At 73.7% G+C, this 21,408-nt stretch carries 18 protein-coding genes; 10 read left to right on the top strand and 8 right to left on the bottom strand.

Annotated elements, in window-relative coordinates; translation table 11 throughout:
• Positions 1-121 precede the first annotated feature (121 nt).
• Positions 122-1,912: an ABC transporter family substrate-binding protein gene (locus tag AOM03_RS07325; protein ID WP_062379839.1), complete on the bottom strand. Its 1,791-nt coding sequence runs from the start codon at positions 1,910-1,912 to the stop codon at positions 122-124.
• Positions 1,913-2,227: 315 nt separating this feature from the next.
• Between AOM03_RS07325 and AOM03_RS07320 the strand changes: the two genes are divergently transcribed.
• Positions 2,228-3,601 carry a DNA recombination protein RmuC gene (locus tag AOM03_RS07320; RefSeq protein ID WP_062379837.1) on the top strand — a complete coding sequence of 458 codons (1,374 nt, stop codon included), beginning with the start codon at positions 2,228-2,230 and terminating at the stop codon, positions 3,599-3,601.
• Here the strand turns inward: AOM03_RS07320 and AOM03_RS07315 are convergent.
• Complete coding sequence (locus AOM03_RS07315; RefSeq protein ID WP_369345445.1) at positions 3,591-4,574, bottom strand: 4-hydroxy-3-methylbut-2-enyl diphosphate reductase; 984 nt, start codon at positions 4,572-4,574, stop codon at positions 3,591-3,593. The genes AOM03_RS07320 and AOM03_RS07315 overlap by 11 nt on opposite strands.
• A gap of 31 nt (positions 4,575-4,605) precedes the next feature.
• Here AOM03_RS07315 and xseA point away from each other — a divergent pair, with 31 nt between their 5' ends.
• From xseA to AOM03_RS07295, 4 genes are all read left to right on the top strand, one after another.
• Positions 4,606-5,859 (top strand): exodeoxyribonuclease VII large subunit, encoded by a 1,254-nt coding sequence (gene xseA / locus AOM03_RS07310; protein WP_227589924.1) that lies wholly within the window; start codon positions 4,606-4,608, stop codon positions 5,857-5,859.
• A 23-nt stretch (positions 5,860-5,882) separates the two neighbouring features.
• A complete protein-coding gene (locus tag AOM03_RS07305; RefSeq protein WP_062379834.1) occupies positions 5,883-6,188 on the top strand; it encodes an exodeoxyribonuclease VII small subunit in 306 nt (101 codons plus the stop codon).
• Positions 6,189-6,243: 55 nt separating this feature from the next.
• Positions 6,244-7,632: a class II fumarate hydratase gene (locus tag AOM03_RS07300; protein WP_062379832.1), complete on the top strand. Its 1,389-nt coding sequence runs from the start codon at positions 6,244-6,246 to the stop codon at positions 7,630-7,632.
• 189 nt (positions 7,633-7,821) lie between these two features.
• Complete coding sequence (locus AOM03_RS07295) at positions 7,822-9,135, top strand: NAD(P)/FAD-dependent oxidoreductase (protein WP_062379830.1); 1,314 nt, start codon at positions 7,822-7,824, stop codon at positions 9,133-9,135.
• A 148-nt stretch (positions 9,136-9,283) separates the two neighbouring features.
• On the opposite strand, the gene AOM03_RS07290 is transcribed toward AOM03_RS07295, so the two are convergent.
• From AOM03_RS07290 to hemE, 5 genes are all read right to left on the bottom strand, one after another.
• On the bottom strand, positions 9,284-9,763 hold the full coding sequence (locus AOM03_RS07290) for a hypothetical protein (protein ID WP_062379828.1): 480 nt from the start codon (positions 9,761-9,763) through the stop codon (positions 9,284-9,286).
• Positions 9,764-9,962: 199 nt separating this feature from the next.
• Positions 9,963-11,237: a ferrochelatase gene (locus AOM03_RS07285; RefSeq protein WP_082092229.1), complete on the bottom strand. Its 1,275-nt coding sequence runs from the start codon at positions 11,235-11,237 to the stop codon at positions 9,963-9,965.
• Positions 11,234-11,908: a hydrogen peroxide-dependent heme synthase gene (hemQ, locus tag AOM03_RS07280; protein ID WP_082092228.1), complete on the bottom strand. Its 675-nt coding sequence runs from the start codon at positions 11,906-11,908 to the stop codon at positions 11,234-11,236. Before hemQ ends, AOM03_RS07285 begins: the two co-directional genes overlap by 4 nt.
• Before the next feature lie 116 nt (positions 11,909-12,024).
• Positions 12,025-13,311 carry a protoporphyrinogen/coproporphyrinogen oxidase gene (locus AOM03_RS07275; RefSeq protein WP_062379824.1) on the bottom strand — a complete coding sequence of 429 codons (1,287 nt, stop codon included), beginning with the start codon at positions 13,309-13,311 and terminating at the stop codon, positions 12,025-12,027.
• Positions 13,304-14,398 (bottom strand): uroporphyrinogen decarboxylase, encoded by a 1,095-nt coding sequence (hemE, locus tag AOM03_RS07270; protein ID WP_062379822.1) that lies wholly within the window; start codon positions 14,396-14,398, stop codon positions 13,304-13,306. The genes AOM03_RS07275 and hemE overlap by 8 nt, the downstream gene beginning before the upstream one ends.
• A gap of 44 nt (positions 14,399-14,442) precedes the next feature.
• Here hemE and AOM03_RS07265 point away from each other — a divergent pair, with 44 nt between their 5' ends.
• The 5 genes from AOM03_RS07265 (at position 14,443) to AOM03_RS07245 (ending at position 19,789) form a co-directional block, all read left to right on the top strand.
• On the top strand, positions 14,443-15,753 hold the full coding sequence (locus AOM03_RS07265) for a glutamyl-tRNA reductase (RefSeq protein ID WP_062379820.1): 1,311 nt from the start codon (positions 14,443-14,445) through the stop codon (positions 15,751-15,753).
• Between the two features lie 94 nt (positions 15,754-15,847).
• Positions 15,848-16,843, top strand: coding sequence for a FecCD family ABC transporter permease (locus AOM03_RS07260; protein WP_062379817.1), 996 nt, complete (start codon positions 15,848-15,850; stop codon positions 16,841-16,843).
• The gene (locus AOM03_RS07255; protein ID WP_062379815.1) at positions 16,840-17,871 is read left to right on the top strand and encodes a FecCD family ABC transporter permease; all 1,032 of its coding nucleotides are present in this window, start codon (positions 16,840-16,842) and stop codon (positions 17,869-17,871) included. The genes AOM03_RS07260 and AOM03_RS07255 overlap by 4 nt, the downstream gene beginning before the upstream one ends.
• Positions 17,868-18,677 (top strand): ABC transporter ATP-binding protein, encoded by an 810-nt coding sequence (locus AOM03_RS07250; protein ID WP_062379812.1) that lies wholly within the window; start codon positions 17,868-17,870, stop codon positions 18,675-18,677. Before AOM03_RS07255 ends, AOM03_RS07250 begins: the two co-directional genes overlap by 4 nt.
• Positions 18,678-18,697: 20 nt before the next feature.
• Positions 18,698-19,789 (top strand): ABC transporter substrate-binding protein, encoded by a 1,092-nt coding sequence (locus tag AOM03_RS07245; RefSeq protein ID WP_062379810.1) that lies wholly within the window; start codon positions 18,698-18,700, stop codon positions 19,787-19,789.
• Positions 19,790-19,951: 162 nt separating this feature from the next.
• On the opposite strand, the gene phoH2 is transcribed toward AOM03_RS07245, so the two are convergent.
• Positions 19,952-21,313, bottom strand: coding sequence for an RNA 5'-3' helicase PhoH2 (gene phoH2 / locus AOM03_RS07240; protein WP_062379808.1), 1,362 nt, complete (start codon positions 21,311-21,313; stop codon positions 19,952-19,954).
• Between the last annotated feature and the right edge of the window lie 95 nt (positions 21,314-21,408).

Genomic DNA, 21,408 nt, shown 5'->3' with positions numbered 1-21,408 from the left:
TGGGTGTGGAATCCCGTGTCAGGAGCCGGCCGCTGGGGGCGCCGTCGGCCCGTGGTCCACACATGGCCGATGGGGTGGGGCCTAAGCCCCACCCCATCGGATTGGTGCATGACGCGCTATTCTACTGCGCCGCGCGGACCCAGTTCTCCGCGTTCCAGACGATGCCGGACTGAGCGGAGGTCGGGGCGATGGCGTCGATCGACGAGTCCCAGGCCGCGACACCGGGGTGCGCGAACAGCGGGATGCCGTAGAGGTCGTCCCACAGCTCCTTCTCGATCGTCTTGATCTCGGCGAGCTGCTCGGCACGGTCGAGGGTCGCCGTCAGGACGTCCCACGCGGTGTCCACGGCCTCGTTCGAGTAGCCGTAGTAGTTCTGCGTGCCCGTGGTCGAGTAGATGTTCTGACCCGAGGTGATCTGGCCGGAGCCCGACCACGCGAAGAGCGCGACGTCGAAGTCACCGGTGTCGAGGGCGCCGCCCGCGGCGAAGAAGGACGAGTCGCCGGAGTCGACGATCTCGAAGCCCGCCTGGTCGCAGGAGTCCTTGATCAGGGCGACCTCGTCGGTACGGCGCGGGTTGGGCGCCGAGTAGCCGATGCGCACGCGCAGGGGCTCGGTGATGCCGGCCTCCTCGAGCTTGGCCTTCGCACCCTCGATGTCGACCTCGTCGTAGCGGCCGTCGTAGGCCGCGTCCACGACCTCCTGGTACTCGTCCTGGAACGGGAACACCTCGCGGGCGTTCATGACGACCGCGTCGGGGTTGATCGGCTTGATCAGGTTGTCGACGATGAGCTGACGGGGCACGCACATGGCGAACGCCTCACGGGCCTCGGCCGAGTCCGCGAGCGAGGCGCCCTCGGCGCGGTTGATGTCGAGGTGCTCCCAGATCAGGGTCTGGAAGGTCGCGAGCGTGACCGAGTCGCCGATCGCGCTGACCTGGTCGATGGTGTCGACGGTGGCCTGCGGCTCGATGACGTTGAGGTCGCCGTTCTGGAGCGCCTGGACGTGCGTGTCAGCGGACGCGAAGCGGAAGACCAGGTTGCCGGTCTTCGGGGCCTCGCCCCACCACATCTCGTTCGGGACCAGGGTCAGCGACTGGCCGGCCTCCCACGAGCCGTACGTGTACGGGCCGGAGGACAGGGCGATCGCCGGGTCGGGCAGCTGGCCCGGGGTGGAGGAGATCCAGCCGTTGTTCCAGAACTCGGCCGCCGGGCGCAGCGCCTCGACGTCCTTGGCCTCGATGGCGGCGACGAGCTCGTCCATCGTCATGTCGGCCTGCTCGGCCACGATGTGCGACGGGAAGTCGAGCACGGTCGTGAGCATGTAGTCGGGGTACGGGTTCGCGTACTCGACGGTGAACTCCTTGCCGCCGGCCTCGCCCTGCGGGCCGGCGGGGATGCGCTCCATGAGGTCCAGACCGGAGACGTGGTCGAACAGCGGGATGGGGTTGCCGTTCTCGTCCTCGCCGTCGGCGGTCGACTGCGCGGCCCAGGTCAGGAGCGCGTCCTCGTAGGTGATCGGGGTGCCGTCGGACCACACCGCGTCGTCGGCGATCGTGTACTTGACGACCATCGGGTCGTCGCTGATCAGCTCGACGTTGCCGAAGTCCTCGTTGACGTGGATCTGCGCGTTCTCGTCGTAGTAGACGAAGCTCGAGCGCACGCGCTCGTTGATGACCGAGTTGTAGGTCGAGTACGTGGCGGCCGTGAGGTCGTTGTACCCGTTCCACTCGACCTCGCCGGCCGAGTAGAAGATCGTGTCGGTGTTCGAACCCGAGGCCTCCGTGGCGCCCGTGGTCGGATCGGCCGACGTCGCGTCCTCGTCGGACGTGTCGCTGGTCGAGGTGCAGGCGGCGAGGGCGAGCGTCGCGACGGCGACGACTGCGGCTCCCCTACCGAACTTGCCGAACTTCATTGTGGTTTCCTCTCGCATCAGACGCGTCGTCGGACCGACCCGGGGTTTCGGGAAAACGACGACGCGTGATGTGCCGGGGGTGGTTCCCCGCGACGCGGTCAAGAGTAGGAAAGAATCGGTAACAAACAGGTTTCGACCGGCATGGTCGTGGGGACGCCCGGCATCGATGTGACGTTTTTCACACGCATCACGGCGTCAGGGGCGAGCAACGCAACACGGAGTGTGCGTATATGCGGGCCGGGGCGGCGCGTGGGCGGCGCCCGGGCCCCAGCGCCGGGGCGGCCCGGTGTCGGACCCCCCTGTCAGGCTGTGGGCATGCCTCTCGAGCTGCTCATCGCCCTCCTGTCCCTCGCCTGCGGCGCGGCCCTCGGCTACGTCCTCGCCTCCCGGCGCGCCTCCTCCTCGATGGCCGATGCTGCGGTGGCCCGGGCGCGCATCGGCGCCCTGGAGGGGGCGCTCACCGAGCACAAGGAGGCCTCGCGCCGGCGCGAGGCGGAGCTGCGCGCGGAGCACGAGCGCTACGTCGCCCAGGTGCGCGCCGACGAGGCGCGCCTGCGCGAGCAGTTCGGCGCCGTGAGCGCCGACGTGCTGCGCGCCAACCAGGAGCAGCTCGTCGCCATGGCGCAGGAGCGCCTGACGCGCGAGCGGGAGGCCGGCGCAGCCGAGCTCGCCAAGCGGGAGGAGTCGGTGCGCCGCATGGTCGAGCCGCTCGCGAAGACGCTCGATGCGGTGCGCGCGCAGACGGTCGAGGCGGCGCAGGCCCGGGAGGCGGGCCAGGCGCGCCTCGCCGAGCAGGTGCGCCAGATGCTCGAGGCCACGGAGAAGGTGGGGCGCAAGGCGGACGACTTCATCAACACGCTGCGCCGGTCCGACGTCCGCGGCAACTGGGGCGAGGTGCAGCTGCGCCGCGTGGTGGAGCTCGCCGGCATGGTCCAGCACGTCGACTTCACGGAGCAGGACACCGTGCGCGACGAGAACGGCGCCGTCCTGCGTCCCGACCTCACCGTCCGCCTGGCCGGCGGCCGGAGCATCGTGGTCGACTCGAAGGTCGCGCTCGTCGCGCTGCTCGAGGCGTTCGAGACGGACGACGAGGCGGTGCGCGCGGAGCGCCTGCGCGCGCACGCCACCCATATGAAGAGGCACGTGGACTCGCTCGCGGCCAAGCGCTACTGGGCGCAGTTCGACTCGGCGCCCGAGTTCGTGGTCATGTTCGTGCCGTCGGAGGCGTTCTACCAGGCGGCGCTCGAGCAGGACCCGGCGCTGCAGGAATACGCATACGCGCACCAGGTGCTCATCGCGACCCCCACCACGCTCGTGGCGCTGCTGCGCACCGCCGCGCTCGCGTGGCGCGAGGAGTCCCTCGCCGCCAACGCCCGCGCGGTGCTGGAGAACGGCCGCGAGCTGTACGAGCGCCTGGGCACCCTGGGCACCCACGTGGGGCGGCTGGGCCGCTCGCTCGAGCAGGCCGCCAAGCACTACAACGCGGCCGTCGGCTCGCTGGAGTCGCGCGTCATGGTCAGCGCGCGGCGGTTCGGGAACATGCAGCACCTCGAGGCGCGGCTCGAGTCTGTGGAGCCCGTCTCGGGCGACGTGCGCGCCCTCACCGCGGCGGAACTGGTCGACGACGAGGCACGGGAGGGGGCCGGCTCCGACCAGGAGGAGGCGAAGACCGAGCCCATCACGCCGTGACGGCGCGCGCGGCCTCCTGAGCCTTGAGGTCCGCGCGGATCTCGCGCGGGAGGGAGAACATGAGGTCCTCCGTCGCGGTGCGGACCTCCTGCACGGTCTCGAAGCCGCGCCCGGCGAGCGCGTCGAGGACGCCGCGCACCAGGATCTCCGGCACGGACGCGCCCGAGGTCACGCCCACGGTCTCCACGCCGTCGAGCCAGGACTCGTCGAGCTCGCTCGCGCGGTCGATCCGGTAGGCCGTGGTCGCGCCGGCCTGCAGCGCCACCTCGACCAGGCGGACCGAGTTCGACGAGTTCGCGGAGCCCACCACGATCACCAGGTCGCACTCGGGCGCGAGCTTCTTCACCGCCACCTGGCGGTTCTGGGTGGCGTAGCAGATGTCGTCGCTGGGCGGGTCCTGGAGCGCGGGGAAACGCTCGCGCAGGCGGCGCACGGTCTCCATCGTCTCGTCGACGGACAGCGTGGTCTGGGACAGCCACACGACGTTCTCGGGGTCCGGCACCTCGAGGTCGGCCACGTCCTCGGGCGAGTTGACCACGATCGTGTGCTCGGGGGCCTCGCCCGCCGTGCCCTCGACCTCCTCGTGGCCGGTGTGGCCGATCAACAGGATGGTGCGCTCGTCGCGCGCGAAGCGGATGGCCTCCTTGTGCACCTTGGTCACCAGGGGGCACGTCGCGTCGATGGTGAGCAGGCTGCGTGCCGCGGCCGCGTCGCGCACCGCAGGAGCGACACCGTGCGCGGAGAAGACCACGCGTGCACCCTCGGGCACCTCGTCGGTCTCGTCCACGAAGATCGCGCCGCGCTCGGACAGGGTCTCGACCACGTACTTGTTGTGGACGATCTCCTTGCGCACATAGATAGGTGCGCCGTGCAGCTCGAGCGCCTTCTCCACCGCGATGACGGCGCGGTCCACGCCGGCGCAGTAGCCTCGCGGGGCGGCGAGCAGGACACGCTTGGCACTCGTCTCAGGCATGGGCTCCATCCTACGTGGCAGGCTGTGGGGCGTGACAGACGCCCCCTTCCCCACCAACGACCGGGCGCCCGCCACGCTCCCCGAGCGTTCCACGGACACCACGCCCGAGCGGCCGTGGCCGGTGCGCCACCTCTCCCCCAAGATCCGCGACTACGTGGCGAGGCTTCCTGCCGTGTGGGTCGAGGGCCAGGTCCTCAACGTCAAGACATGGCGCCACCTGGTGTTCCTCACGCTGCGCGACACGGAAGCGGACATGTCGATCCGGGCGACGCTGCCCGAGTCCGCCGTGCGCGCGCTGGGCGTCGACCTGGTCGACGGCACGCGCGTGGTCATCCACGCCAAGCCCGAATGGTGGGTCAAGGGCGGCTCGCTGCAGCTGGGCGGCGACGCCGTGCGCCAGGTGGGCGTGGGCGACCTGCTCGCACGGATCGAGGCGCTCAAGGAGTCGCTCGCCGCAGAGGGCCTCTTCGATGCGGACCGCAAGCGCCCGCTGCCCTTCATCCCGCGCACGGTGGGGCTCGTGTGCGCCACCCAGGGCGACGCCGAGCACGATGTGGTCGAGAACGCCACCCGCCGCTGGCCCGCCGTGCGCTTCGAGATCCGCCGGGTCACGGTGCAGGGCGCCCGCGCCGTGCCCGAGACCACCGCGGCGCTTGCCGAGCTCGACGCGCGCCCGGACATCGACGTCATCGTGGTCGCACGCGGCGGCGGGTCCTTCGAGGACCTCGTGGCCTTCAGCGACGAGCGCCTGATCCGCGCGGCGGCCGCGTGCGCGACCCCGGTCGTCAGCGCGATCGGGCACGAGAAGGACTCGCCCCTGCTCGACCTGGTCGCCGACTACCGGGCGTCCACCCCCACGGACGCCGGCAAACGCATCGTCCCCGATGCCCAGGCCGAGGCGACCGGGATCGCCCGTGCTCGCGCCGCCCTGCGCACCGCACTCGCCGCGGGCACGGCCCGCGAACGCCAGCACCTGGCCCAGCTGCGCACCCGGCCGGTGCTCGCGCGCCCGGAGGCCATGCTCGCGCCCTTCGTCGACGAGGCGCTGCGGTGGCGCGACGCGTCTGCCCGCGCGGTCGCGGCGCGCCTGGACGCCGAGCGCTCCCGCGTCCGCGAGCTCGCCGCATCCGTGCGGGCGCTGAGCCCGCAGGCGACGCTCGACCGCGGCTTCGCCGTCGTGCGCACGGAGGACGGGGTGATCGTCCGCGACCCGGCCGCGGCGCCCACAGGCACCGCGCTGCGCGTGCGAGTCGCAGGTGGGGAGATCGCGGCGCAGGCGCGCTGAACGGCGCCCGGTACCGTAGCCCCATGCCCGACTCCCCCTTCACCCGCCCCCTCGAGACCCTGTCCTACGAGGAGGCGCGCGACGAGCTCGTGGCGATCGTCGCCCGGCTCGAGGCCGGCGCCGCGACCCTCGACGAGTCGGTGACGCTGTGGGAGCGCGGCGAGGCCCTCGCGGCGCGCTGCCAGGAGCTGCTCGACGGCGCGCAGGACCGGATCGACGCGGCACGGGCGGCGGACGATGCTCGGGTCGGCGGGGATGCCGCGGGCGCCGCTGCGGCCGGGGACGAGGCGGATGCGGGAGTCGTCGGAATCGTCCCGGACCAGGGCTGACACGCCCGCGCGGGGTGGGACCGAGGTCCCGCCCGGACGTGCCAGACTGGGCGCCATGACGACGGAGTTCCGCATCGAGCACGACACCATGGGCGAGGTCCGGGTCCCGGCCGACGCCCTCTTCCGGGCCCAGACGCAGCGGGCGGTGGAGAACTTCCCCATCTCGGGCATCACGCTCGAGCGGCGCCACATCGAGGCGCTCGCGCGGGTGAAGAAGGCCGCCGCGCGCGCCAACGCCGAACTGGGGGTCCTCGACGCGGACATCGCCGACGCGATCGTCGCCGCCGCGGACGAGGTGGCCCGGGGCGACCACGACGCGCACTTCCCCGTCGACGTCTTCCAGACCGGCTCCGGCACGTCCTCCAACATGAACACGAACGAGGTGCTCGCCTCCCTCGCGACCGCGCGTCTGGGCCGCGACGTTCACCCGAACGACCACGTCAACGCGTCGCAGTCGTCCAACGACGTGTTCCCCACGTCCGTGCACGTGGCCGCGACCGCCGCGATCGTGGGCGACCTGGTCCCCGCGCTCGAGCAGCTCGCGCGCGCGCTCGAGGCCAAGGCCGAGCAGTTCGCGGACGTCGTGAAGTCCGGCCGCACGCACCTCATGGACGCCACCCCGGTGACGCTGGGTCAGGAGTTCTCCGGCTACGCGGCCGCGGTGCGCCACGGCATCGAGCGGCTGATCGTCGCCCTGCCCCGCGTCGCCGAGGTGCCCCTGGGCGGCACCGCCGTGGGCACCGGCATCAACACCCCGGCCGGCTTCCCCCAGCGCGTCATCGCCCTCCTCGCGGAGGACACGGGCCTGCCCATCACGGAGGCCCGCAACCACTTCGAGGCGCAGTCCGCGCGCGACGGCCTGGTCGAGGCCTCGGGCGCGATGCGCACCATCGCCGTGTCCCTCACCAAGGTGTGCAACGACCTGCGATGGATGGGCTCGGGCCCCAACACCGGCCTCGCGGAGATCCGCCTGCCGGACCTCCAGCCCGGCTCCTCGATCATGCCCGGCAAGGTCAACCCCGTGGTCCCCGAGGCGGTCCTCATGGTCTGCGCCCGGGTGGTGGGGAACGATGCGACGGTCGCCTGGGCCGGCGCCTCCGGGGCCTTCGAGCTCAACGTGCAGATCCCGGTGATGGCGCTGGGCGTGCTCGAATCGGCCCGCCTGCTGGGCAACGCCTCGCGCGTGCTCGCGACCCGCACCGTGGAGGGCATCGAGGCGAACGAGGACCGCGCGCGCCGCTTCGCCGAGGCCAGCCCCTCCGTGGTGACGCCGCTCAACCGCGTGATCGGGTACGAGAACGCCGCCACGATCGCCAAGCACGCGGTCAAGGAGGGGCTCACCGTCCGCGAGGCCACGATCGCCCTCGGCTTCGTCGAGCGCGGCGAGATCACCGAGGCCCTGCTCGACGAGCTGCTCGACGTCACCACCATGCTGGGGCGCTGAGGCGAAGGCGACCCGGGGCATCGTCCCCGGCCGGCGCATCGGCCACCGCCACCGCACCACCCCCTCCGGGACCTGAGTCCCGGGTGAGCGGGTAGACTCCCGGACCGTCCCCATCAGCATCGCCGCGGGGGCGGCGATGCCGGGAACGTCTCGCCGCCGCCCGCGGTTGCCCCCTGCAGGAGGTTCCCCATGGCGCGCACGCGAGTCCTGATTCTTGGCGGCGGCTACGTCGGCCTGTACACCGCCCTCACCCTGCTGAGGAAGGCGCGCGACCGCGTCGAGGTCACCGTGCTCGACCGGCGCCCCTACATGACCTACGCCCCCTTCCTGCCCGAGGCCGCCGCCGGGTCCATCGAGCCTCGGCACGCCGTGGTGCCGCTGCGACGCGAGCTCGAGGGCGCGCGCATCCTGCAGGGCCGCGCGACCGCGATCGATCACGCCGGCCGCACCGTCACCGCGGCGACGGACCTGGGCGAGGAGTTCACGGTCGAGTACGACGAGGTGGTGGTGGCGCTCGGCGCGGTGTCGCGCACGCTGCCCATCCCCGGCCTCGCGGAGTTCGGCATGGGCTTCAAGTACGTCGAGGAGGCCATCTCGCTGCGCAACCGGGTCCTGGGCCGCATCGCGCGCGCCGCGACCACGACGGACCCGGCGCAGCGCCGCCGGCTGCTCACCTTCGTATTCGTGGGCGGCGGCTTCGCCGGCTGCGAGGCCTTCGCGGAGACCGAGGACATGGCCAAGGCCGCGCTGCGCTACTACCCGGAGCTGTCCGGTGAGGACCTCAACTTCGTGATGGTGGAGGCGGCGCCGCGGATCCTGCCGGAGATGGGTCCGGAGATGGGCGAGTACACCCGGGTCGAGCTCGAGCGGCGCGGCATGCGGGTGCTGCTCGAGACGCGGCTCGAGGGCTGCGTCGACGGGCGCATCGAGCTGTCGAACGGCGAGCGCTTCGAGGCGGACACGGTGGTGTGGACGGCCGGGGTCAAGCCCTCGCCGGTGCTCGCGGCGTCCGATCTGCCGCTGGGTCCGCGCGGTCACGTGAGCGCGGCGGCGACGCTGCAGGTGGTCGACGCGGACGGCGTGCCGGTGCCGGGCGCGTGGGCCGCGGGCGACTGCGCGCAGGTGCCCAACCTGGTCGAGGGCGAGGGCGACTGGTGCGCCCCGTCCGCGCAGCACGCGGTGCGTCAGGCCAAGCACCTGGGCCGCAACCTCGCGGCGCACCTGTCGGGGGCGCCGCTCGCGGAGTACCGCCACCGGCACCTCGGGCTGGTCGCGTCGCTGGGGCTCAACAAGGGTGTCGCGTCCGTGATGGGGGTGAAGCTGCGTGGCTGGCCCGCGTGGGTCATGCACCGCACGTACCACCTGCTCGCGATCCCCACCTTCAACCGCAAGGCGCGCGTGGCGCTCGACTGGACGGCGGCGGTGTTCTTCCGGCGCGACCTGGTCTCGATGGGCCGGCTGCACGAGCCGCGCCGGGCCTTCCAGGAGGCGGCGCGCAGCTGACCGCGCCGTCCCGTCCTTGGACACTGCGCACGGATTGGCCGACGACACGCCGGTCTCGGGGCGCGATCGTGGCCCCGCGCGCGGCGCGTCGGGCTCGAATCCGTGCGGAGTGTCCGGCCGTGTGGGGGCCGGGGTCGCTTCGGCGGGGTCAGACGCCGGCGACGTCTCCCAGCAGCTCCTCGACCAGGCAGGCGGCCTGCGCGTCGCGGGCGACGTCGTCGAGGGCCTCCGCGCCGAGCTCGAACGACCACACCTGCACCACCGAGACGCCCAGGAGGACGTCCTCGCGGACCGTGGCGTGCGCCTCCTCGGGCCAGTCGGCGCGGGCGCGCAGGCAGGCCGCGACGCGGGTGGCCGACAGGGCCGTCACGAAGTAGCGCGAGCCGTCCTCCGCGAGCAGCCCGGCCTCGAAGCGCGCGTCCTCGAACTCGACGGCAGAGACGGACGGCGCACAGCCGTCGGTCCAGGCGGCGACCAGCCGGCGGAATCCGTCCGCGCACATCGCGCCCTGGCCGTGCTCCCCCACCGTGACCGTGCGGCCGTCGGGGGTGCCGAGCCGGATCGGCAGGTGCGGGGCCGCGCCGGCGATGGCGGCCGCCTGCGTGAGTGCGTCACGGGACAGTGTCATGCCGGACAGGTTAGGCCCGGACCCGCGATTAGCGCAACACCCTCATTGCGTTATTTCTCTCACCGGCACCCCGTCACCCCTCCACACACGCCGGCCCGGAATCGCCGCGAAATCGCTGATATCCGCGCGACACGCCGCCGACACGCCGAGGCGTGTGTGGAGGAGTGTCAAAAGTGTGTGGAGGGGTGACGGGGGCGGGTCAGGCCGATGCGATCGTCGGCTTCGGCGCCCGGCCCTTGCAGCAGTCGGTCGGGCAGACGTCCTGCCACGGGCCCAGGTCGGTGAGCGCCACGCGCTCGCGCGGCGAGCCCGCGCCGGCACCGCCGACGCCCGCAGCACCGGCACCAGCACCGTCACCCACGTGCCGCTCCTCCACCAGGTCGACGAGCCCGGCCACGAAGCGCGGATCGACGCCCACGGTCGGCACGCGCACCGCCGGCAGCGACCGGCCCTCGCACGTCTCGAGCGCCTCGTTGTCGAGGTCCCAGGCGACCTCCATGTGGTCGGACACGAAGCCGATGGGCGAGATCACCAGCCCCGACACGCTCCCGGGCAGCGCCTCGATCGCGTCGTTGATGTCGGGCTCGAGCCACGGCACCTCGGGGGATCCCGAGCGCGACTGGAACACCAGCGACCACTCGACGCCGGGGAACTCGTCGGCGACGCGGTCCATCACCAGCGCGGCGACGGCCCGCTGCTGGGCGACGTACCAGCCGCCACCCGCGTACCACTCGTTCGCGCCGCCGGTGGGCACGGCCTCGCCCGAGGGCAGCGCCTCGCGCGGGCCCGACGCGTCGGCCGCGGCGGTGGGGATCGAGTGGGTCGCGAACATGACGTGCGGCGCCTCGCCCGCGCCCTGGGCGGCCAGCGACCGCAGCCCGTCGCGCACCGCGGAGACGTTGGGCTCGACGAAGCCCGGGTGATCGAAGTACTGGCGCACCTTGTGCAGCTCGACCTCGCCCTCGAGGCCGGCCTCCGCGAGCGCGGCCGCGAGGTCCTCGCGGTACGCCCGGCAGCCCGAGTACGAGGAGAACGCGGTGGTCACGAGGACCAGCACGCGCCGGTGGCCGTCGGCGTGCAGCTCCTGGAGCGCCTCGGCGAAGTACGGCGCCCAGAACCGGTTGCCCCAGTAGACGGGCAGGCCCAGCCCGCGTCGCGCGATCTCGCCCTCGAGCGCCGCCTTGAGCTCGCGGTTCTGCTCGTTGATGGGGCTGATGCCGCCGAAGTGCCGGTAGTGGTGCGCCACCTCCTCGAGCCGCTCGTCCGGGATGCCGCGGCCGCGCGTGACGTTGCGCAGGTACGGGATCACGTCGTCCTGCCCCTCGGGCCCGCCGAAGCCGGCGAGCAGGATGCAGTCGTACGTGGCCGGCGGGGCCACGCGGGACGATGCGGCGAGGGGCGCCGGCGTCGCCTCGGGGGACGATGCGGTGGCGACGGGGGACGGGGACGGCAGCGGGGACTGCGGGTGGGTCATGACGCGAGGACCTCCAGGGCCTCGGCGGTCGTCACGCGGCGACCGGTGTAGAAGGGGAGCTCGTGGCGGACGTGCCGGCGAGCCTCGGTGTAGCGCAGGTCGCGCATCATGTCGACCAGGTCCGTGACCTCGTCGGCCTCCATGGGCAGCAGCCACTCGTAGTCGCCCAGCGCGAAGGCCGCGACGGTGTTGGCGACCACGCCCGTGTACTTGGCGCCCATCATGCCGTGGTCGCGCAGCATCGCCGAGCGCTCCTCCTCGGGCAGCAGGTACCACTCGTACGAGCGCACGAAGGGGTAGACGGTGAGCCAGTCGCGCGGGCGCTCGCCGCGCAGGAAGCCCGGCACGTGGCGCTTGTTGAACTCGGCGTCGCGGTGGACGCCGGCCGCGGACCAGGTGAGCCGGGTGTCGGCGAGCAGCTCGGTGGCGTGCAGCTCGCGCAGCGCGAGCTGGAGGTCCTCGAGCACGGGGCCGTGGAGCCACAGCATCACGGTGCCGTCGGCGCGCAGGCCGGACACGTCGTAGATGCCGCGCAGGGTGACGTCGTGGTCGGCGAGCTCCTCGACGGCGGCGTCGAAGTGCTCGACGATCTCGCCCAGCTCCTCGTCGGGAGCCTCGAGGAGTCCGTCGAGAACGGAGAACAGCGTGAATCCAACGGTGGAATCGGTCATGACACCATCCAACCGCATCCGAAGGGGCCCGATTTCCCCCGCCGGCCCCTGGCGCGGCGGGCGAGATCGCTGGACACGCCCCACATCCCCGACCCGCGCCTCGGCCCCGCCCTCGGTCAGGCCTCCGCCCGCGCCTCGGCGCCCACGATCGCCGCCAGGCCCGTCAGCCCGGCCGCGGATCCGACCAGCTCGAGCCCCTCCTCGGGGCGGGTGTCCGCGACCCTGGCGGGCGCCGCATCGGCCCACTCGACCGCGTGGGTCGCGACCACCTGGCCGGCGTGGAGCGGCACCCCGAGCAGCCGGGACGCGTCGGCCAGCGCGAAGCCCGAGACGTCCTCGCCCGGCGTCACCGCGTAGGACAGCCGGACCACGTGGCGGCCGTGGGCGGCCTCGCGCAGCCAGGCCCACTTGGCGGTGGCGTGGGTGAGCGCCTTCGCGCGCGTGACGCCGCCGATCGCGAGCACGCCGGTGCCGCGCGGCGCCTCGTCGAGCTCGGGCGCGTCGAGCACCAGGGTCACCAGCGCGACCCGCCGGTCGACGCCGCCGGGAGGCTCCGGCAGCCCCGGCAGCAGCGCGTGCGCGGCGGGCTGGGGCAGGGCCACCACGAGGGTGTCCGCCACGAGCGTCCCTCCCCCGGCGCTCACGTGCCATGCCCCGTCCACCCGGGCCACCGCATCGGCCCCGGTCCCCGGGACCAGGCGCGCGCCGGCGCCGGCGGCGGCCTCCGCGAGCGCGGCGGTGAGTCTCCAGATGCCTCCCCGGATGCCCAGCACCGCGCTGCCCGCGGGGGCGAGGCGGCGCCGGCGCTCGGCGAGCGCGGTGAGGCTGCCGGCGTCGCGCAGCTGCGCAGGCAGCGACGGGTCGATCGCGGCGAGGGGGAGATCGTCGAGCGGGCGCGAGTAGACGCCCTGGAGGACGGGCGCGACCAGCCGGTCCGCGACGGCCGCGCCCAGCCGGGAGCGCACCAGCGCGCCCACGGTGACGTCGTCGGGCACGTCGTCGAGGCCCTTGGAGCGCTCGAGCGCGGCCGCGACGGCCGGGCCGAGCCCGATCACGCGGCGCACCTCGGGATCGAGGGGCCGGGTGGGGATGCCCAGCCAGCCGGTGCGGGGCAGCGGGTACGCGGCGTCGGGGGCCACCACCCAGGCGGGACGCGGCTCGGGCGCGACCACGTCCGCCTCGAGCCCCAGCTCGCGCGCCACGTCGAGCACGATCCCGCCGCGGGTGGCGAAGGACTCGGCGCCGGCGTCGAGCGTGAGCCCGGCGAGTTCGTGCGGGCTCACGCGCCCTCCCCACCGGCGGCCCGGCTCGAGCACGGTGACCAGCGCGCCGCGGCGGGCGTGGCGGCGGGCCGCGAGCAGCCCGGCGACGCCGCCGCCCAGGACCAGGACGCGCTCAGCCATCCGCGTGGACCACGTCGACGATGCGCTGCAGCGCCGCGGGGTCCGTGTCCGGCGGCACCCCGTGGCCCAGGTTGACCACGTGGCCGGGGGCCGCGGCGCCGCGCGCGAGCACGTCGCGCACATGGCGCGCGAGCACGTCCGCGGGCGCGGCCAGGCGGGCCGGGTCGATGTTGCCTTGGAGGGGCAGGCCGGGGACGATGCGCGCGGCCTCGTCGAGCGGCAGCCGGTAGTCGACGCCCATCGCCGTCGCGCCCGCCTCCGCCATGGGGCGCAGCAGGTGCGAGCCGTGCGCGGCGAAGTGGATCCGCGGCACGGGCAGGTCGGCCACGGCGGCGAGCGCCGCGGCGGAGCCGGGCAGGCAGTGCGCGACGTAGTCGGCGGGCGCGAGCGAGCCGGCCCACGAGTCGAACAGCTGCACCGCGGAGGCGCCCGCGAGCACCTGCGCGCGCAGGAACAGCCCGGCGGCCCGCGCGGTCCAGTCCGCGAGCGCGTCCCACACGTCCGGCGCCTCGACCATGAGGCGGCGCGCACCCAGGTGGTCGCGCGAGGGCCGGCCGTCGACCATGTACGCGGCGAGCGTGAAGGGCGCGCCGGCGAACCCGATCAGGGGCGTGCCGCCCAGCTCCGCCACGGTGAGCCGCACCGCCTCGCGGATGGGCTCGAGCCCGCGGTCGAACGCGCCGCCGTCGCCGGGCTCGCCCAGTTCGGGCAGCGCGGCGACGTCCGCCAGGGTGCGCACCGGCCGCGCGAACACCGGGCCCACGCCGGGCGCGATCTCGACGGCCACGCCGGCCACCTTCATGGGCACCACGATGTCGGAGAAGAAGATGCCCGCGTCCACCCCGTAGCGGCGCACCGGCTGGAGGGTGATCTCCGCCGCGAGCGCCGGGGTGAGGCACGCCTCGAGCATCGAGGTGCCGCGCCGCGCCTCGACGTATTCGGGCAGCGACCGGCCGGCCTGGCGCATGAACCACACGGGACGATGCGCGGGAGGCTCCCCGCGCAGCGCCGCCAGGAGCGGGGCGTCGGCCAGGCGGCCGTCGGCGGCCGGGTGGGCGGGATCGAGAACAGTGGCAGGGACTGGCATAACCATGATTCTGCCGTGTCCGCGACCCGTGGAAGAATCGCGTCATGGCTCTCCTGTCCCTGATTGCCAGCCACCGCAACCGCGACCTGTCCGTGCTCGACCAGCTCTCCGTCGGCGCCGACGGACTGGGCCGGGCGCTCGTCGATGGATCCGATGCGGTGGCCGGCGCCGTCGTCCTTCCCACCTGCAACCGCTTCGAGGTCTACGTCGAGGCGGACGATGCGACGGTCGCCCGCCGCGACGTCGTCGCCACGATCGCGCGCGCCTCGGGCGCCGCGCCCGCGGACGTCGAGGCCGCGCTCACCCCGTACGAGGACGACGACGCGGTCCAGCACCTGCTGTCCGTCGCCTCCGGGCTGGACTCGATGGTGGTGGGCGAGCGCGAGATCTCCGGCCAGGTGCGCCGCGCGCACCTCGAGGCGCAGCGCCTCGACCACCTCACCCCGCGCCTGGACCGGCTCTTCCAGTCCGCGCTGCGCACCTCCCGGGTGGTCGCATCGTCCACCGGCCTGGGGACCTCGGGACGCTCCGTCGTGTCCGTGGCGCTCGACCTGGCCGGCACGGGCGTCGACTGGGAGGGCGCGCGCGTGCTCCTCGTGGGCACCGGCGCGCTCGCCGAGACCTCCGTGGGCGCCCTCCAGGGGCGCGGCGCGCACGTCATGGGCGTGCACTCGCCGTCGGGCCGCGCGCGGGAGTTCGCGCTGCGTCACCGCACGGAGGCCGTCGACCACGACGCGCTCCCGCTCGCGCTGCGCGAGGCGGACGTGGTGCTCGCCGCGTCCGGCCGCGAGGAGGTGGCGCTCACCGCGGACCTGCTCGCGACCGCGCGCCACGGCGCCGAGTCGCACCCCATCACCCTCATCGACCTGGCCCTCCACCGCGACATCGACCCCGCGGCCCGGGAGCTGCCGGGCGTCACGGTCATCGACCTCGACGAGGTGGGCGCCCGCGCGCCGCACGAGTCGGTGCACGCGATCGAGGCCGCCCGCGCGATCGTCGCGCACGCGGTCGCCCGCTTCGAGTCGCACGAGGCGGAGCGCTCGCTCGATCCGGCCGTGGTCGCGCTGCGCGAGCACGTGTTCGGCCTGCTCGAGCGGGAGATCGCGCGCGTCGCGCCCGCCGCCGGCGCCTCCCCGGAGGCGGTCGCGCAGGCCGACGCGATCGAGCAGGCGCTGCGGCGGTTCGCCCGCACCCTGCTCCACACCCCGACCGTGCGCGCCCGCGAGCACGCCGCCGCGGGCGACTCGGACCGCTACCTCGACGCGATCCGCGCCCTCTACGGCATCGACCTCGACGTGCCGCTCGACGCGTGCCCGGCGGAGCAGATCGCGTCGCACCCGGGGCGCACCATTTAGCGAACGCGCGCATTGCCATAATCGCGTCCGCTGGGCTACGTTAGGCAGGCCTGACCCTCGGCCGGGGGTGGTCACCGCCTGCTGAAGGAGCCCGATGCGCCAGCGCGCCCTCGTCGCGATCGCCGCCGCGATCGTGCTGGTGCTCGCGGTCGCGGCGTCGCTCGCCATCGGCGCCCGCGCGATCGACCTGGGCACGGTGTGGCAGGCGCTCACGGACCTCGACCCGGCCGACCCCGAGCAGCTCATCGTCAGCACGTCGCGCGTGTCCCGCACCGTCATCGGCGCGCTCGCCGGCGCGGCGCTGGGCGTCGCGGGTGCGCTCATGCAGTCGCTCACCCGCAACCCGTTCGCGGACCCCGGCCTGCTGGGCGTCAACGCGGGCGCCTCGCTCGCCGTGGTGATCGCGCTGTCCACGGGGATCGCGACCGGCTTCGCCGCGCAGGTGCCGCTCGCGTTCGTGGGCGCGGGCCTGGCCGCGGTGCTGGTCTACGCGATCGGCGCGCGCGGCGCCGCCGCCGGCACGCCCGTGCGCCTCGCCCTCGCCGGCGTCGCGCTCACCGCCCTGATCTCCTCGGTCACCTACGCGATCCTGCTGGTCAACGACTCGACGCTCGACCAGTACCGCCAGTGGGTCGCCGGCTCGCTCACCGGCCGCCGCCTCGAGGACGTCACCGCGCTCGTGCCGCTCGTGCTCGTCGCGATCGCGGCCGCGCTGGTCTCCTCCCGCCAGCTCGAGGCCGTCGCGCTCGGCGAGGACGCCGCCCGCGCGCTGGGCGTGCGCATCGGCACCGTCCGCGTGCTCGTCATCGTCCTGGTCACCCTGCTCGCCGCCGCGGCCACCGCCGCGGCCGGACCCATCGTCTTCGTGGGCCTCGCCGTGCCCCACCTGGCCCGCGCGCTCGTGGGCGCGTCGCTGCCCTGGCTGCTCGCCGTGAGCGCCCTGGGCGGCGCGGCGCTCGTGCTCGCGTGCGACGTGCTCGGACGCGTCATCGCCCCGCCAGGCGAGGTGGGCGTCGGCATCACCACCGCCTTCCTGGGCGGCATCGTGTTCGCGCTCATGGCCCGCCGCATGAAGGTGGTGGAGCTGTGAGGACGCTGCGCCTGGGCCCCCTGGGCATCACCACGCACCGGCGCACCCTCGCCGTGGGGCTCGTGCTGCTCGCGGCGCTCGCCGCGGTCGCGATCTTCGCCCTCACCTCGGGCCAGTCGAACGTCACCGTCGCCGACGCGCTCAGGGCGGCCGTGGGCATCCCCGTGGGCGCCCCCGCGGACTTCATCGTGGGCCACGTCCGCGCTCCCCGCGCGCTCACCGCGATCCTCGTGGGCGCCATGCTCGGGCTCTCCGGCGCCGTCCTCCAGTCGCTCACCCGCAACCCGCTGGCCTCCCCCGACTTCATCGGCATCAGCGCCGGCGCGGGCACGGGCGCCGTGCTCACCATCTGGCTCATCGGCGCCACCTCGCTGTGGGTGACCGCCGCCGGCGCGATCACCGGCGCGCTCCTCACGGCCGGGCTCATCCTCGCGCTGTCGTGGCGGCGCGGCGTGGTGCCGCTACGGCTCATCCTCGCGGGCATCGCCATGGGCTTCGTCGCCCAGGCCGCCACCCAGTACGCGCTCACCCGCATGGACGTGCACGACGCCGGCAACGCGCTGGGCTGGCTCGTGGGCGCCGTCACCGGCCGCACGTGGACCCACGTCACCGTCGCCGCCGCGATGCTCGCCGTCCTGCTGCCGCTGATCCTGTGGCACGCCCGGTCGCTGCGCACCATGGAGATGGGGGACGATGCGGCGCGCGCCCTGGGCATCCCCGTCGCCTCCGCGCGGGGCGTCCTGGCCGTCGCGGCGGTCGTGCTCGCCGCGGGCGCCGTCGCCGTGACCGGGCCGATCGGCTTCATCGCGCTGGTCTCCCCCGCGCTCGCGCTGCGACTCACCCGCTCCGCCGGCGTCACGCTCATCCCGTCCGCGCTCATGGGCGCGCTGCTGCTGCTGACGGCCGACCAGGTCGCCCAGCTGATGCCGTCCACCCTGCAGTTCCCGGTCGGCATCTTCACCGCCGCCGTGGGCGCCCCGTACCTGCTGTGGCTCGTGTGGCGCGCATCCCGAGGAGGTCCGTCATGACCCGTCTCCAGACCCAGGGCGCCGTGATCGGCTACGGCGGCCCGCCCATCGTCCGCGGCGTCGACGTCGCCATCCCGGACGGGCGGATCACCGCGATCGTGGGCCCCAACGGCTGCGGCAAGTCCACCCTGCTGCGCGCGCTCGTGCGCCTGCTGAACCCCTCAGAGGGCACCGTCACGCTCGACGGCGAGGACATCCACCGGGTGCCCACCCGCGAGGTGGCCCGGCGCATCGGCCTGCTGCCCCAGGCGCCCCTCGCGCCCGCCGGCATCACCGTCAAGGAGCTGGTGGCGCGCGGGCGCACCCCGCATCAGAAGGTGCTGCGGCCGTGGACCGCGGCCGACGAGACGGCCGTGATGTCCGCGCTGCACTCGACGGCGTTGACGGACATCCAGGACTCCGTGGTCGACGAGCTCTCGGGCGGCCAGCGCCAGCGCGCGTGGATCGCGATGACGCTCGCGCAGGACACGCCGCTCATGCTCCTCGACGAGCCCACCACGTTCCTGGACATCGCGCACCAGTACGAGGTGCTCGACCTGCTCCACCGGCTCAACGAGCGCCAGGGCCGCACCATCGTCATGGTGGTGCACGACCTCCACCAGGCCGCCCGCTACGCGCACCACCTGATCGCCATGCACGAGGGCACGGTGGCCGCCGCCGGCGCCCCCGCGGAGGTCCTCACCGCGGAGCTCGTCCGCGACGTGTTCTCCCTCGAGGCCCGCGTGCTCGCGGACCCGGTCACCGGCACGCCCGTCATCGTCCCGGCCGCCCCTCCCGGCGGCATCCACACCCAGCCCTCCCGCTGACCCCACCGAAAGGAACTCTCATGTCCCTCCGCTCCACGCAGGCCCTCGCGCTCGCCGCCGTCGCGGCGCTGTCGCTCGCGGCCTGCTCGGCCGACTCCGGCACCACCGCATCGTCCACGCCCGAGGCGGGCTCGTCGGATGCCCCGGCCGAGACCACCGGCGCCTTCCCCGTCACCCTCGACACCGTCATGGGCGAGGTCGTGGTCGAGTCCGAGCCGCAGCGCGTCGTGACGCTCGGCTCGCACGAGCACGAGTACCTCTACTCGCTGGGCGTCGCCCCGGTCGCGGTGCCGGTCAGCTGGCAGGGCTACGACAACGGCACCGGCCCGTGGGCCGACGAGGCCCGCCTGGCCGTGGGCGCCGAGCCCGAGCTGTTCGAGCCCGGCTCCACCACCTACGACGCGGAGGTCATCGCGTCCTTCGAGCCCGACCTCATCGTCGCCACCTACCCCAACCACACGATGACGCAGGAGGAGTTCGACCTGCTCTCCGGCATCGCCCCCGTGGTGACGCGCCCGGCGACCGACGCCGACGGCAACGAGACCGCCGAGTGGAACGTCTCCCTCGAGGACGAGCTCATGCTGCTGGCGCAGGCCACCGGCACCACCGAGAAGGCCGAGGAGGTCATCGCGGAGATCGACGCGCTGTTCGCCGAGGTCCGCGACGCGCACCCCGAGTGGGAGGGTCTCACCTCGCAGGTGGGCGGCATGTACGAGGGCCAGGCGTTCGTCTACGCGGCCAACGACACCCGCAACCAGTTCCTCGCCAACGTGGGCCTCGACGTCGCCTCGATCGACGGCACCGGCGAGGCCTGGATGCAGCTGAGCGCCGAGCAGCTCGACATCCTGGGCGACCTTGACTCCGTCGTGTGGCAGGTCGCGACCACGCCCGACGCCCGCGGCGAACTCGAGGCGCTGCCCCTGTACCCGTCGCTGAAGCTCGCGGAGAACGGCGGCGCCATCTGGCTGTCCGACCCGATCCTCGAGGGCGCGTTCTTCGCCAACTCGCCGTCGTCGATCCGCTACGCGATCGACGCGTTCGTGCCCATGCTGGAGGCCGCGCTCGACGGCGACCCCGCCACCGAGGTGGTGGAGTTCTCCTCCGAGGGCTGACGCCTCACCCCTCACCCCCGCGCCTCACCACCCGCGCGCGCCACGGGCCCGTATGTCGGACGATCTCCGGATCCATCCGACATACGGGCCCGTTTCTGCACCTCTGCAGGACGATGCGCGGATCGGTCCGACATACAGGCTGGCCGGCCCGCCCGGAAGCACCTACAGGTCGAGCCGCTCGAGCATGTCGGTGACGAGCGCGGCGACCGCGGAGCGCTCCGAGCGCTCCAGGGTCACGTGCGCGAACAGCGGGTGGCCCTTGAGCGCCTCGATCACCGCGGCGACGCCGTCGTGACGGCCCACGCGCAGGTTGTCGCGCTGGGCGACGTCGTGGGTGAGGATCACGCGCGAGGACTGGCCGATGCGCGACAGCATGGTGAGCAGCACGTTGCGCTCGAGCGACTGGGCCTCGTCGACGATGACGAACGCGTCGTGCAGCGAGCGGCCGCGGATGTGCGTGAGCGGCAGCACCTCGAGCATGCCGCGCGCCATCACCTCCTCGACCACCTCGCCGGACACCATCGCGCCCAGGGTGTCGAAGACCGCCTGCGCCCAGGGGTTCATCTTCTCCGACTCGGAGCCGGGCAGGTAGCCCAGGTCCTGCCCGCCGACCGCGTACAGCGGGCGGAACACCATGATCTTCTTGTGCTGGCGGCGCTCCATGACGGCCTCGAGGCCGGCGCACAGCGCGAGCGCCGACTTGCCGGTGCCCGCGCGGCCGCCCATCGACACGATGCCCACGGACTCGTCCAGGAGCAGGTCGATCGCGATGCGCTGCTCGGCCGAGCGGCCGTGGATGCCGAACACCTCCTGGTCGCCGCGGACCAGGCGCACCGCGCCGTCCTCGGTCACGCGCCCCAGCGCCGAGCCGCGCGAGGAGTGGATCACCAGGCCCGTGTGCACGGGCAGCTTCGCCAGGTCCTCGCCCGCGAGCGCGGGGTCCGGCGCGGCGGAGCGGCCGTGCTCCCACAGCGCCGCCATCTCCTCGTCGCCCATCTGGATCTCGCGCATGCCGGTCCAGCCGGAGTCGACCGCGAGCTCGGCGCGATACTCCTCCGCCTCGAGGCCCAGCGCGGACGCCTTGACGCGCATCGGCAGGTCCTTCGACACCACCGTCACGTGGTGGCCCTCGGCGCTCAGGTTCGCCGCGACCGCGAGGATGCGCGTGTCGTTGTCCCCCAGGCGGAAGCCCGAGGGCAGCACGTCCGTGTTCGTGTGGTTCAACTCGACCCGGATGGTGCCGCCCACCTCGTTGATGGAGACGGGCTCGTCGAGCTTGCCGTGGTGGACGCGCAGCTCGTCGAGCGCGCGCAGCGCGGACCGGGCGAAGTAGCCCAGCTCCGGGTGGTGTCGTTTGGCCTCGAGCTCTGTGATGACGACCACGGGCAGGACCACCGCGTGCTCCGCGAAGCGCTTGATCGCGCGCGGATCCGACAGCAGGACGGACGTATCCAGCACGAACGTGCGCAGTGCGGTGTCCTGGTCGGACTCGGTGGTGTGGAGGGTGCTCGGCTCGACGGTCAACGGTGCTCCCAGCGGTTTGGCCGCGGGGCGCCAGCCGCCCCGCGGCGGTCGGCTACGTCAGTCCGGTTCCGGTCCGACGGTGTGTTGATCCCACG

This window comes from Demequina pelophila (assembly GCF_000971175.1).
In the GTDB taxonomy this organism is placed as follows: domain Bacteria; phylum Actinomycetota; class Actinomycetes; order Actinomycetales; family Demequinaceae; genus Demequina; species Demequina pelophila.
The sequence above is the reverse complement of the archived record's forward strand: the minus strand, read 5'-3'. Positions and strand labels throughout refer to the sequence as shown.

Bases quoted from the DNA above. Each gene is read 5' to 3' on its own strand.
- AOM03_RS07325 (WP_062379839.1), bottom strand. From the start codon at position 1,912: ATGAAGTTCGGCAAGTTCGGTAGGGGAGCCGCAGTCGTCGCCGTCGCG.
- AOM03_RS07320 (WP_062379837.1), top strand. From the start codon at position 2,228: ATGCCTCTCGAGCTGCTCATCGCCCTCCTGTCCCTCGCCTGCGGCGCG.
- AOM03_RS07315 (WP_369345445.1), bottom strand. From the start codon at position 4,574: ATGCCTGAGACGAGTGCCAAGCGTGTCCTGCTCGCCGCCCCGCGAGGC.
- AOM03_RS07305 (WP_062379834.1), top strand. From the start codon at position 5,883: ATGCCCGACTCCCCCTTCACCCGCCCCCTCGAGACCCTGTCCTACGAG.
- AOM03_RS07300 (WP_062379832.1), top strand. From the start codon at position 6,244: ATGACGACGGAGTTCCGCATCGAGCACGACACCATGGGCGAGGTCCGG.
- AOM03_RS07295 (WP_062379830.1), top strand. From the start codon at position 7,822: ATGGCGCGCACGCGAGTCCTGATTCTTGGCGGCGGCTACGTCGGCCTG.
- AOM03_RS07290 (WP_062379828.1), bottom strand. From the start codon at position 9,763: ATGACACTGTCCCGTGACGCACTCACGCAGGCGGCCGCCATCGCCGGC.
- AOM03_RS07285 (WP_082092229.1), bottom strand. From the start codon at position 11,237: ATGACCCACCCGCAGTCCCCGCTGCCGTCCCCGTCCCCCGTCGCCACC.
- hemQ (WP_082092228.1), bottom strand. From the start codon at position 11,908: ATGACCGATTCCACCGTTGGATTCACGCTGTTCTCCGTTCTCGACGGA.
- AOM03_RS07275 (WP_062379824.1), bottom strand. From the start codon at position 13,311: ATGGCTGAGCGCGTCCTGGTCCTGGGCGGCGGCGTCGCCGGGCTGCTC.
- hemE (WP_062379822.1), bottom strand. From the start codon at position 14,398: ATGCCAGTCCCTGCCACTGTTCTCGATCCCGCCCACCCGGCCGCCGAC.
- AOM03_RS07265 (WP_062379820.1), top strand. From the start codon at position 14,443: ATGGCTCTCCTGTCCCTGATTGCCAGCCACCGCAACCGCGACCTGTCC.
- AOM03_RS07260 (WP_062379817.1), top strand. From the start codon at position 15,848: ATGCGCCAGCGCGCCCTCGTCGCGATCGCCGCCGCGATCGTGCTGGTG.
- AOM03_RS07250 (WP_062379812.1), top strand. From the start codon at position 17,868: ATGACCCGTCTCCAGACCCAGGGCGCCGTGATCGGCTACGGCGGCCCG.
- AOM03_RS07245 (WP_062379810.1), top strand. From the start codon at position 18,698: ATGTCCCTCCGCTCCACGCAGGCCCTCGCGCTCGCCGCCGTCGCGGCG.